Annotated in this window: 11 protein-coding genes; 9 read left to right on the top strand and 2 right to left on the bottom strand. The window is 60.6% G+C overall.

Going from position 1 to position 12,435, the window contains the following annotated elements; all coding sequences use genetic code 11:
* The 5 genes from ACVWY5_RS27960 (at position 1) to ACVWY5_RS27940 (ending at position 6,084) form a co-directional block, all read left to right on the top strand.
* Positions 1–768: a creatininase family protein gene (locus tag ACVWY5_RS27960; RefSeq protein WP_028337502.1), complete on the top strand. Its 768-nt coding sequence runs from the start codon at positions 1–3 to the stop codon at positions 766–768.
* Between the two features lie 220 nt (positions 769–988).
* Positions 989–2,119: an LLM class flavin-dependent oxidoreductase gene (locus ACVWY5_RS27955; protein ID WP_028337503.1), complete on the top strand. Its 1,131-nt coding sequence runs from the start codon at positions 989–991 to the stop codon at positions 2,117–2,119.
* 29 nt (positions 2,120–2,148) lie between these two features.
* The gene (locus tag ACVWY5_RS27950) at positions 2,149–2,928 is read left to right on the top strand and encodes an enoyl-CoA hydratase-related protein (protein ID WP_028337504.1); all 780 of its coding nucleotides are present in this window, start codon (positions 2,149–2,151) and stop codon (positions 2,926–2,928) included.
* Between the two features lies 1 nt (position 2,929).
* Positions 2,930–4,807 carry an AMP-binding protein gene (locus ACVWY5_RS27945; protein ID WP_028337505.1) on the top strand — a complete coding sequence of 626 codons (1,878 nt, stop codon included), beginning with the start codon at positions 2,930–2,932 and terminating at the stop codon, positions 4,805–4,807.
* Positions 4,808–4,851: 44 nt separating this feature from the next.
* Positions 4,852–6,084: an ABC transporter substrate-binding protein gene (locus tag ACVWY5_RS27940; RefSeq protein WP_028337506.1), complete on the top strand. Its 1,233-nt coding sequence runs from the start codon at positions 4,852–4,854 to the stop codon at positions 6,082–6,084.
* A gap of 58 nt (positions 6,085–6,142) precedes the next feature.
* Here ACVWY5_RS27940 and ACVWY5_RS27935 read toward each other — a convergent pair whose 3' ends face one another.
* Both ACVWY5_RS27935 and ACVWY5_RS27930 read right to left on the bottom strand, forming a co-directional pair.
* Complete coding sequence (locus tag ACVWY5_RS27935; RefSeq protein ID WP_028337507.1) at positions 6,143–6,961, bottom strand: AraC family transcriptional regulator; 819 nt, start codon at positions 6,959–6,961, stop codon at positions 6,143–6,145.
* A gap of 533 nt (positions 6,962–7,494) precedes the next feature.
* Positions 7,495–7,959 carry a MarR family winged helix-turn-helix transcriptional regulator gene (locus ACVWY5_RS27930; protein WP_028337508.1) on the bottom strand — a complete coding sequence of 155 codons (465 nt, stop codon included), beginning with the start codon at positions 7,957–7,959 and terminating at the stop codon, positions 7,495–7,497.
* A gap of 393 nt (positions 7,960–8,352) precedes the next feature.
* On the opposite strand from ACVWY5_RS27930, the gene ACVWY5_RS27925 reads away from it, so the two are divergent.
* Genes ACVWY5_RS27925 through ACVWY5_RS27910 form a run of 4 tightly spaced genes read left to right on the top strand, consistent with a single transcriptional unit; the run spans position 8,353 to position 12,422 of the window.
* Entirely contained in the window at positions 8,353–10,614 is a 2,262-nt protein-coding gene (locus ACVWY5_RS27925) for a xanthine dehydrogenase family protein molybdopterin-binding subunit (protein WP_321176588.1), read from the top strand.
* Between the two features lie 2 nt (positions 10,615–10,616).
* Complete coding sequence (locus ACVWY5_RS27920; RefSeq protein ID WP_028337510.1) at positions 10,617–11,066, top strand: SRPBCC domain-containing protein; 450 nt, start codon at positions 10,617–10,619, stop codon at positions 11,064–11,066.
* 1 nt (position 11,067) lies between these two features.
* On the top strand, positions 11,068–11,937 hold the full coding sequence (locus tag ACVWY5_RS27915) for an FAD binding domain-containing protein (RefSeq protein WP_028337511.1): 870 nt from the start codon (positions 11,068–11,070) through the stop codon (positions 11,935–11,937).
* Positions 11,934–12,422: a (2Fe-2S)-binding protein gene (locus ACVWY5_RS27910; protein ID WP_028337512.1), complete on the top strand. Its 489-nt coding sequence runs from the start codon at positions 11,934–11,936 to the stop codon at positions 12,420–12,422. Before ACVWY5_RS27915 ends, ACVWY5_RS27910 begins: the two co-directional genes overlap by 4 nt.
* Positions 12,423–12,435: the final 13 nt, after the last annotated feature.

Genomic DNA, 12,435 nt, shown 5'->3' with positions numbered 1-12,435 from the left:
ATGAACGTCGCGCGCCAGTCAGATCAAATCCGCCTGGAACTCATGAGCTTCGAGGACGTCGTCACCGCGCTCAAGAACGAATATACGACAGCGTTGATCCCTTGCGGCGCCGTAGAGCAGCATGGGCCGCATCTGCCGCTCTGCATGGACACGGATCATGCCAATGCGCTGGCGGAGCGCATCGCCCGCGATCTCGGAGCCACCTTGATCGCGCCGACCGTCACGGTGGGGTGCTCCGCTCATCATCTGGCATTTCCGGGGACGATCTCACTTCGCGCGGAAACTCTCGAAGCGATATGCCTCGACTACTGTACGAGCCTCGCCAAGCACGGCTTCAAACGCATTCTTTTGTTCTCCGGGCATATCGGAAATTTTCCCGTGCTCAAGGACATGCTCCCTCGATTGCGCGAGGCGATGCCGGATGACGTCGAAATCGACGCGTTCTGCGATTCCATCGCGTGGATCGACCGCTGGCGCCTTGCCGTCCAGAATGCCGGTGGCAATCCGGACGCGGTGGGCGGACACGCGGATATCGCGGAAACATCGCTCATGATGGTCTTGCGCCCTGAGAGCGTCAGACAAAAGGGCTTTGAGGTCGGATATCGCGGTGCTCTCTCGGAAGGCGAGCTGCGCTTGATGTGGGCCAATGGGATCAAGTCGATCTCGGCGAACGGCATCATCGGGGATCCGAACGGATCGAGCACCGCGATAGGATGCAACTGTCTCGATGCCATCACTGACCTTCTTGTCCGATCATTTACGAAATAGATCGTCGTCGTCGATGGAATTGTCGATGGTGCGTGTGATGGCAGACTGCCGGCAATGCAAGTGTGGGAAGATTGATGCGTTGCTTTCGCGTCGAATTCAATTTGATCCGTGCAGCATAATGTTCGGAAGTTCATGTCCGCTCGGACAGCTTTCGAATGAAAATATCGTCGTCCGTGTGAAACACTGTGCCAACCTCGAACTCCCTGAAGGATTTTGAAAAATGGCACTCAAGTTTGGGTTTTGGTCGGAGCAGGAAACCCAGGTCGGACAAAGCTACGCGCGCCGTCTTCATGAGCTGGTCGACGAAGTGCGTCTCGCCGAGAGCGTCGGTTTCGACAGCGTCGCGCTTTCCGAACAGCATGTGGCATTGGGCGGCATTTCGAGCTCGGCGCCCGAAGTGGTGTTCGGCTACCTGGCTGCTGTCACCTCGCGCGTGAAATTGCGGTCGGCGGTTACTCTCATGCCGCAGCGGATCAATCACGCGCTGCGCTCCGCAGAACGGCTCGCCGTCACCGACATTCTCTCTCATGGCCGCATGGAGTTTTATGGCGGCCGGGCGAACACGACCATCGCGATGCGCGCCTTCAATGTCGATCCGAGCGAGACGCTTGCCCAGATGGAAGAAGGCATCGCACTTCTCAAGAAATCGATGCGCGAGGACATCTTCACCTTCGAGGGCAAATATTACCAGATCCCGCCGCGCATGCTGGTGCCGAAGCCGCTACAGAAGCCGCATCCGGTTATAGGCATCGCTGCGACCAGCGAGCGGAGCCATGGCTGGGCGGGATCCGAAGGTCTGGCCCTGATGAGCGCCACGATCTATCAGGGCTGGGAAGTCCAGCAACAGATGCTGAGCGCCTATCGCAAGGCGTGGAAACGCGACGAAGACGGTCCGCTAGAGCGCCCTCGTGCCGGCATTCCGCTGTTCTTCGGCATCGGCTCGACGGACCAGAAAGCGAAGGACGATTACGCCGAGCCCTTGATGCACTACGCGAGAATTTCCACCGACGCCTATCCTCGTCTGGCGAAGCTCGCCGATGACTATGCCTACATGAGCGAGAGTGTGCCGGCCATGGAGCGCGCCGGAAGAGACTGGGATTATCTTCTGAACCACTCGGCGACAACCGTCTGCGGCAGTCCAGATACCGTTATTCGCCAGCTCGAGAAATTCCAGGCGCTGGGAATCGACGAGGTGTTGCTTCACCTCGATTCCGTGAACCACGAGAAGATCATGGAAGCGATCGAGATGTGCGGCCGCTACGTCATCCCGCACTTCAACGACAGGAATAACGTCGTGCGGCCGACGGAAGACATTCTTGCGCAGATCCGGGCTATGCGACCCCAGAAATAAGCCCAAGGAAACACAGGATGGAGAGAACGATGTCACAGCATATCTACAAATATCTCATCGTCGAGAAGCGCGTCAGCGGCGTTGCCGTTGTCACGATGAACCGGCCGGAGGTCCTGAACGCCATCAACTGGGACATGCACGAGGAGCTCGAGCGGATTTTCGTCGACCTGGATCACGACAAGGAGGTTCGCGCGATCGTGCTGACCGGAGCGGGCCGTGGCTTCTGCTCGGGTGGCGATCAGAAGTCGCTGGACAAGGGCCCGTTGCCGTCGCCGACCAGGAGCGGACGCCATCTGGTGCGCAATATGCTCGAGGTCGAGGTGCCGGTCTTGGCGGCGGTCAATGGTGTTGCGGTCGGGCTCGGGGCGACGCTTGCCCTGTTCTGCGATGTCATCTTGGCGAGCCCGACCGCGCGTTTTGCCGATACGCATGTGACGGCCGGCGTGGTTGCGGGTGATGGCGGCGCGGTGATCTGGCCGCTGCTGATGGGGCCGGTGCGTGCGAAGCACTACCTGATGACCGGAGAGTTTATCTCCGCCGAGAAGGCCGCCGCCATGGGCATGATCAACGAGGTCGTTTCGGGCAGGGATGTCAAGGATGCGGCGATCGAGTACGCCGAGATGCTTGCGAGCGGCCCTCGGGAGTCGATCATCTGGACGAAGTACAGCGTCAACAAGATCATCAAGCAGTACGCGCATCTGGTGCTCGACACCTCGGGCGCGCTGGAGATGCTGACCTTCGCGCTGCCCGAGCGCCGCGAGGCCGTCGCCGCCTTCGCTGAGAAGCGGAAGCGCTTCGCGGAGAGATGACATGAATGTCGATGCCATCACCTCCGGAGCCGAGCTTGCCGAAGTCACCGTTCCGCAGCTTTTCAACGCGCGACTGGCGGATCGGCCTGATGCCGTCGCGTATCAACAGAAGCGTCATGGCGAATGGATGGCAGTGACATGGAAGGACTACGCGCAAAGGGTGGCAAACCTGGCGAGTGCGCTGCAACGGGCTGGTCTGGGGCGCGGCGACCGGGTCGCGATCATGGGTGATGCATCGCAGGAATGGTTGATCGCCGACATGGCGACCATGTGCGCTGGCGGCGTAATGGTCGGCGTCTATTTCACGTCGTCGCCGGAGGAGGTCGCATACTGCCTCAAGGACTCCGGCGCGACGTTCGCCTTCGCCGGGAGCGAGGAACAGCTTCACGTGATTCTCGGGTCTGGCCAGTCGAGCGGCCTGAAGACGATCATCGTGCTGGATCCGGATTGGGCAGGCGATGCTGTGCCGGATAACGTCGTCGCGCTGGACGGGTTTTGCGGGACGATCGCCGCCGATGCGGGCAGGTTCCTGCGTAAACAGGGTACGATGGCGAAGTCCAGTGACGTCGTCAGCATCGGATACACGTCCGGGACCACGGGAAATCCGAAAGGCGCCATGCTGACGCATCTGTCGATCCTAGCAGGCGCACATTGCGTTACGACGTTCGGACCCGGCATGCGCGCCGATGCCCATCGCGTGGTCGTCCACCTGCCAATGTCGCATACCGTAGCCCGCGCGCAGGCGACGACATTGCCGCTGATCCTCAACATCATGCCGTATTTCGGTGAGAGCACGGCCGACGTCGCCCAGACGATCAAGGAGGTCCGGCCGACCTATTTCATGGCCCCGCCTCGCTTTTATCAGCGGTTTGCCGCGCAAATCCTCAGCAGGGCGCATGCGGGAACGACCAAGCAGAAGCAGGACTATCAGTTCGCGATGAAGATCGCCCGCAAGGCGCTCGACAATCGGCGGGCCGGCAGCGCGCCGGATCCATTTGTCTCGGAGCTGTTCGAGGTCTGCCAGGAGCAGATCTTCCTTCCGCTGCTCGCCGAAGTCGGCTTCGATCAGCTCAAGGTCGCATTCACGTCTTCGGCGGCGATGCCATCCGAGCTGATGTCGCTGTGGCAGTTGTGGGGCCTGCATTTGAAGGAGTGCTACGGTCAGACCGAGCTGGTCGGCGCCAATCTGGTCCAGATGGCGGAATGGCCGGAAGCCGGCAATGTCGGAGTGCCGCTCCATGATCCCGCGTGGGAGACGGCGGTTCTCGAAGATGGCGAAATGATCGTGCGCGGTCCGGGCCTGTTCGTCGGTTACTGGAACAAGCTCGAAGAGACCAAGTCAGCGCTGCGCGACGGCTGGCTCTATACTGGCGACATCGTCGAGATCGGGCCAACCGGCCTGTTCAAGCTGATCGATCGCAAGAAGGAGATCATCAATACCTCCAACGGAAAGTCCGTCAGTCCGACTCAGATCGAGAACGAAATCCGTCACAGCCCGTACATTTCCGAAGCGGCGGTCATCGGCGAAGGCCGCAAATACCTGACTGCGTTGATCGAGGTCGATGCGACCGCAACGATGGATTGGGCGAAATCGCGGGAGTTGCCGATCACAAGATATTCCGATCTGGCAGAGTCCGAGATCGTCGTCCGCCTGATCGAGGCCGAGGTCGCCAAGGCTAACAGTCGACTGGCCAGGGCAGAGCAGATCAAGGCGTTCAGGATCCTTCCGGAAGAACTCTCCCCGGAGAACGGCGTCATGACGCCGACGCGGAAGAAACGGCGAAAGCAGTTGCTCGAGCGATATAGGCCGCTGATCGACACGCTCTATGATGAGAGCGAGGAGAATCTGATCAAGGCCGAGATGGGAGCGCAACCCTGATCCGTGAAATCGATTTCAACGTAGCAAGTCCGAAGGATAGTCATATGAAGGGTCGTATTCAGACTGTTGTGTCGCGTCGTGCGGTGCTCGGCACCGGAGTAGGGGTTGCTGCCGGTCTTCTGACGAGATCGTTAAGGGCGGCGGTGCCGACGAAGGTAAAGATCGGCGCCATCATGCCGAGTAGCGGCATATTGGCATTTCCGGGGCAGGCTTGCGTTCGCGGCATTAACCTCGGTGTCAAATTCGCCAAGGAAAAATACGGGCTCGATGTCGAGGTCGTCCACGCGGATACCCAAAGCAAGCCGGAGAACGGGCGGATTGCGGCCGAAAATCTCATCCGACAGGGATGTACGGTCCTGATCGGTGCATGGGATTCCGGCGCCACGATATCGGCGCTCCAGGCGGCGGAAGCCGCGCGCGTTCCGATGGTCGTTCATATCGCGAGCGCGACCCAGGTGACGTCACAAGGATTTACACAGGTCTTCAGATATTATCCGACGTCACTGACGATCGTTCGGCAGTCCCTGATCGATTTCAAGGCGCTGCTGCCGACGCTGAAAGATGCGCCGACCAGCGCAGCTATCCTGCATCTGAACAACACTATGGGCCAGTCGACCGCCGCAAGCATCAAGCAGGCCTGGGCGGAAGTCGATGTTCCGTTGAAGATCACGGAATACATATCGTATGACGAAAAGGCGAAGGATCTTTCGGTGGAGGTGGCGAAGGCGAAGGCCTCCGGCGCCGACGCCCTTGTCCCGATTACGCGCGTCAACGACGCGATCATGATTACACGGGAATGCGTCAAGCAGGGATGGGATCCGAAGATGATCTATTCGGCGAATTCAAACGGCGTGGTCGACAAGGCGTATTACGACGCGCTGGGCAAATATGCGGACGGCGCCATCCAGTCGGCAATCTGGTACAATCCGAAGGCTCCGGATACGGAGAACATCCTGAAGAAGTTCGCCGCGGACTATCCGAATGAATGGCTCGATGGAAACGCCGCCTGTGCGTTCGAGGCCGTGCAGATTGTTGGCGACGCTGTGAGCCGTGCGGGGGCGTCGGAATCGACGCCCATTCATGCCGCCCTCAAGGCGTCAGACATGAAGCCGATCCTCATGGCGACCGGCAACATCAAGTTCGACGCAAGCGGCCAGAACATCAATTGCGCAGTGTCAATGCTGCAGGCGCAGAAGGGAATGCCGCGGGTTGTGGCGCCGAAAGCCGAAGCCGAGGCCTTGCTTCAATATCCACTGGTTCCCTTCAGCGCCAGGTAGCAACGCGACCTTGTGACCGAGAGTGATGTCCTCGGGGGCGCTATATCCGTTTGCCACGTCAGGCAAAATCTTCACGACTGGTGATGCTGGCGCGTTCGGCGAGGAAGCGGCGCGGACTCTTACCCATCATCTTCTTGAACATCGTGATGAAGGCGCTCGGTGCCTCATAGCCGAGATCGACGGACACCGTCTGGACGGTCGCGCCTGCCGACAGCCGCTGCAACGCGACCAGAACATGCAGGCGCTGCCGCCAGCGCCCATATGTCATCCCAGTTTCCTTCAGCACCAATCGCGCGAAGGTTCGCTCACTCATCGCGTAACGAGCCGCCAATTCCTCGATGGTGCTACGGTCACTGGGATCGTTGAGAAGCGATGCGGCAAGGTGCTGAAGCCGACTATCTGGTGAGATCGGCAGATACATCTGTTCGGTGGACATCTGCACGAGTTCATCGAGCAGGACGCGTCCGAGACGGTTGGTGGGACCTTCAACGGGGTACAGAGGCGGAAAAGCCGATAGCCGATGTATCAGCTCGCGAACGAGCGACGAGATCGTAAAGGTGCAGCAGGTCGTCGGGAGATTGCTCGCCTTAGGATCGATGAAGACGACGAATACCTTCCCGTAGTCCGAGATGCAGTTGCTGTGCAGGATACCGGCGGGTATCCATACGGCGCCTTGCGGAGGAACGATCCACAGCCCGCCCGGTGCCCGGCACATCACCGATCCGTGCGAGGCGACGACCAGTTGTCCTTTCCGGTGCGAATGCAACGGAAGCTCGTCATTTTCCTCGCCCGTCTCGATGCAGAAGGAATTGATGGGGCGGTCGAACTGATCCGGATCGACCGGAGTGTAATTGATCCGGAGCTCCGGTACATCCATTCGGGCCAAGCCATGGCCCGTCTCGGGGGGGAATGAAGAAGGCATCCCATCCACTCTTGGAGGCTAGGGCGACTGCGCCACCGGCCGAGGCAGGCTGGCGTCGAGTTTGCGAAGAATAGCGGGCTCTCCCATCATTGCCACGAAAAACTCGCATCCTCCGCACCGCAATCTGCGACAAAATGTGCATCATGAAGCGATGCAACGCCGACTCGGCATGCCGCGCAGGACGCGCTGGCCGATGCTCCGGGGACGCCGGGCAGGCTCGGGAGCGATGCTCGCGATCATGACGCGATAGATAGTGCCGATGAAAGTGGATGGTGCGATTTACCTCGGCACAAAATGCGGCTTGCGATCGATGATACTTTGATTGCGGACCCCGTTTGCAGAGCGTTCAATCGGGGTTGGCGTCTTCGCGTGACGGAAGATGATGTCTTCCGCTCCTCCCCCTGGCCCGGCTGACATTGCCGGGCCCTTTTTGTTGCGCGGACGGATGCATGCGACAGCTTGCAGTATCGTCATGCCTCAATCGTCTCTCACCGGCGAATGACCTTCTTCAGTATTTCCGCAAGCGTTCGAAACTCTTGCTGGCTTAGTGGGGAGAATGTCTCACTGGAAATCTCTCCGACGGTCTCGATCGCGGCATCGGCTATTCGCCGGCCTTTCTCGGTCAGGTCGATTTCCCGTCGTCGCGGATCCAGCGGATCTTTGTAGCTCGTGATCAGGCCGCGGGCTTTGAGACGCGTGATGACACCGGTAATCGTGGCGGAATCATAGTAGATCAAACGCCCAAGGTGATTTTGCGAGCAAGGTCCGACCTCGCGCAACTTCGCAAGGGTCGAAAACTGCGGAGCCGTCAGCCCTTCGATCATCTTCGTGGTGAAGATCGACGTATGCGTCTGGAGCGCGACACGCAAAAGGAAGCCTGGTGCGTCATCCAGCGTATATGGTTGGGCTTGCTTCGAGCTTTCCGCAGAACGCGCCTTTGTTTTTGATGGCAAGACTTTCTTCCCTCAACGGCACGACGCCGTGGGCTCGTTTAGCGAAATGACGACCGGCGCCGAGAGCTTGCGGCACCGGTTTATTGTCTACATTCCCCCAATTCCAGAATCCATCCCCGTTCGGCATCTGGCGGCGGTCCCGGCCCGGACGGCATCGACAGCCGTCCGACGGATTTCTTCTTGTCGTGCCGGTATGGCGGCTTTTGCGCACAAAATTTCGAAATCGCCGGTTGCTGACGTCCTGCCGCAGATTATTGCCCTCCTGATCCCCGATCCCGGCCGATCGTTGATTACAAATTCATCGGTCGTGTACAAGCATAGCGCTTGCATACAAGTGGTAATTGGCCTAACGGTGGTGGCGATAGTTTCACAGAAGCGATGCGGGGCCGCGGGATGTCTCACGCCACAGACAGCATGGATTCCGTTCGCTCCGACCTGATCGAGAAGGTCACAGGGCGTGCCGAGTACATTACGGACCTCGTTGTTCCGGGAATGCTGCATGGTTTCGTCGTGCGATCGCCGGCCGTCCATGCGCGCATCGTCTCGGTCGACACGGCTGCCGCCAAATCGGTCGACGGGGTCGTTGATGTGCTTGTCGGCGAGGATGTGGCCGCGTTCGCCCGTTGGGGCCTGGTGCTGAAGGATCGGCCGATCATCGCTGTCGAGCGTGTGCGCTATGTCGGCGAACCGGTGGCTATCGTCATCGCCGAGACGGTCGAGATCGCGGAAAAAGCCGCAGAATTGGTGGATGTCGAATATGACGAGCTGCCGCGCGCCACGACGATTCAAGAGGCGATGGCCGAAGGCGCGCCGCTAATCCATGAGCACCACGAAAATCTTGAGGATTTTTACTTCAAGGGCGGTGCCCGGCCGACCCAGGGCAGCAATGTCTTCCACACCTATCGGAACAATGTCGGTGATGTCGACGCCGCCGAAGCGACTGCCGCCTATGTCCATGAAGATCACTTCACCTTTCCCGCGATCTCTCACTTTGCCATGGAGCCGCACGCGGTCATCGCGGATTTCCGGGGCGACGCGTTGACGGTTTGGACGGGCGCGCAGACGCCGACCGCGGTTCAGAAGGTCCTGTCGCGCCTTTTCGGCCTGCAAATAGCCAGGGTTCGCATCATCGTGCCGTTCGTGGGCGGTGGCTTCGGCGGCAAGGCTTCCGTGAAAATCGAGCCTTTGGTCGCGGCAGCATCATGGAAGGTGCAGCGCCCGGTTCGCGTTGCCCAATCGATATCCGAATCGATGCTGACGTGCCGGCGGCTCGGTGCTGAAATCACGATCCGTACCGCGGTGGACTCAAAGGGGCGCATTCTCGCCAAGCGCGCCAAGCTGTTGCTCGATGGCGGTGCCTATTCCGATACGGGTTCGGCCGTCGCGACCAAATCGGCGAACCGGATCATGGGACCGTACGTGACGCCGAATCTGCGCCTCGAGGCGTCGGCGGTCTACACCAACACAGTCCCTGGCGCGGCCTTTCGGTCCATTGGCGGACCGCAGGCGGTTTGGGCCAAGGAATCCCACATGGACAACGTTGCCGCCGCCATCGGAATGGATCCGGCCGAATTCCGGCTGGTCAATCTCGCCGGCCGCGGGGAACGGACGCGACCAGACCTGCGGCCGCTCGATATGGATATGAGCGAGCTGGTCGCGTGCGTGAGCCAGTCATCCGTGTTCGAGGCCCAGGGGTCGAACCGGCGCGCGCGCGGACTTGCGGTGGCCGCCACCGATCCGGCCAATACGCCCATCGCAAACGCGCTCGTTCGTCTGAAAATCGACGGCTCGATCCTGGTGTCCGTCTCCAGCATCGAAGTCGGCCAAGGGGCGCACGCGACGATGGCGCGGATCGCGGCGCAGACGCTCAATCAGCCGTTCTCCGCAGTCAGCACGTTACGCACCGACACCGCGGTCGCGCCCTACGATTGGGGAACAGGGGCGAGCCGCTCCACCGTCGTTGTCGGTCTGTCCGTGGAGAGCGCGGCGCTCGATGCCGCCGATCAGATCTTCGACATGGTGGCCGACGTCTGGGAAGTGCCCAAGGAAACCCTGTCGCTGGTCGAGGGGGGCGTCTCGACGGGCCCTGAAACTCTAACCTTCCATCAGATCTTCCATCGCACATTTGGGATCGACTCCGGCGAGGTCGTCGGTCGCGGCGCGATTACGCCGCGATCGAAGAACGGTGCGCTGGCCGAGTCGCCGCTGTTCTGGGAGACCTCTGCAGGCCTCGTCGAAATCGTTGTCGACGAAGACACCGGTCAGATCAAAGTGCCGCGATATGCGAGCGCAGCCGATATCGGGCGTGCGATCAATCGCGTCGCCGCCGAAGGGCAGGACGAAGGCGCCGCTGCCATGGGCTTCGGGCATGCGCTTTACGAAGAGCTGGAGTTCGAGGACGGCCAGCCGGTCAACGCGACGCCGATCGACTACACGATTCCGCGCATCTCCGACGTGCCTCCGGCGTTCGACACCATCCTCGTCGAAAACGGCGACGGACCAGGTCCCGGCGGTGCGAAGGGAATGGGCGAGGGCGCGATCCTTCCGGTCGCGCCGGCAATCGCGAATGCGCTGTTCTCAACCTACGGCATTCGGATCACCGACCTTCCAATGACGCCAGAAAAAGTGTGGCGCGCGTTGCAGCAGAGGAAATAAGCATGGAATTCAACATGTCGATGGTGGTGCCGGCGACGCCAGCGCAGCTGTGGGACGCGCTGATCGACGTTCCCAGCATCTCGTCCTGCATTCCGGGCTGCGAGAACGTCGAGGAGATCGAGCGGCTCGCGACCTATAAGGCGACGGTCAAGCAGAAGATCGGCCCGTTCAAGGTCGAAGTGCCTGCCGACATTGTGGTCGAATCGGTCACCGAACCATCGAATGTCCGCATCCGCGCGATGGGGCGAGACAAATTTACGGGCACCAGGCTGACGGCCATTCTCGACGTCAACGTAACACCGGACGGATCCGAATCCACCCTCGCCGTGGATGCAAAGGTCGACATCCAGGGGCGCCTCGCGACCATGGGCCTCGGAGTCATCAGGCGCCGGGTCGATCGGAATTTTGAAGAATTCGAGGCCAAGCTCAAAAGCTTGCTCGGTGCGGCGTAACATGCTGCCGTCGCCCTTCGCATTCGAAAAGCCGACCACGATCACCGAGGCCATTGCGGCGGTCGGTGAGGAGGGCGATGGCATGTTCTATTCTGGTGGCACCGAGCTGCTGCTGGCCATGAAGATGCGCGTCATCCACACGGAGCGGCTCGTCGACATCAAGGCGCTGCCCGGCCTCGACCTTATCGCGTTGAACGACGCGAACGAGATCGAGGTCGGCGCGCGCTGCACGCACAAGAACATCGCCGCGAATGCCCTCATCCGTCAGCATGTCCCGGCCCTGTCCTCGCTTTGCGCGAATGTCGCAAATGTCAGGGTGCGCAGTGTCGGCACGGTGGGTGGCAATCTGTGCTTCGGGGAACCGCATGCGGATCCGCCGACTATGCTGGCCGCATTGAACGCGCGGCTCATGCTGCAGGGGCCCAAAGGAACCCGCGCGGTTTGCGCCGACGATTTCATTCGCGGTGAACTCGAAACGGTGAGGGAGCCGGACGAGCTTCTGACGAAGATCGTGTTTCCGCGCCCGACCGGGCCGGTGACCTACCGACGGTTCAAGCATGGGGAGCGTCCCTCGGTAAACGTCGCGATGGCCTGGTCGGTGGACGCCGACAGCACGATCAAGGCCGCGCGTGTGCGCGTCGGTGCGATTGGTCCGCGGCCGCAGCCGTTGAAGGCCGTCGAGGACGTCCTCCTGGGATGCGCTCTCGCAGATGTACGCTCGGCCATCGAAGTCGTGCTCGATGCAGCATTGGGCGAGCTTGACGTCAACCAGGATCGCTACGGCGGAGCCGATTACAAGCGTCATCTTGCCGGCGTCCTGCTGATGCGCAACGTCGAAGAGGCCGTGTCTCGAAGGGATAACCTGCCGTGACCTACGTTCTGCCCATCTCGTTCTCGCTGAACGGCCAAGTCGTCGCGCTGGAAGTGCCTGTCCACACATTGCTGATCGACCTCGTTCGCGATCGTCTTGGCCTGAAGGGGACTAAGCGCTCCTGCGACATGGAGGTCTGCGGTGCTTGCACCATGCTGCTCGACGGCGAACCGATCTCGAGCTGCACGACCCTCGCTGTCGACGTGGATCAGCGGGAGGTGACGACGATCGAGGGCGTTACGCCTCGCGTCGGCCTGTCACGCGTTCAAAAGGCCTTCGTGCTTCACGGCGGCCTTCAATGCGGTTTCTGCACGCCGGGCTTCATCATGGCCGTTACGGCCCTGCTGAAAGCGACGCCGCATCCGACCGACGAGGAGATCCGTCATTACCTGCACGGCAATCTCTGCCGCTGCACCGGATACGTCAAGATTTTTGAGACTCTGAAGAGCCTTGCCGCAGAGAACGCCTCCGAAGGCGCCCCTTAACCCATCAAGAGAA

The organism is Bradyrhizobium sp. USDA 3256 (genome assembly GCF_054058275.1).
This window is presented reverse-complemented; position numbering and strand designations above follow the sequence as displayed.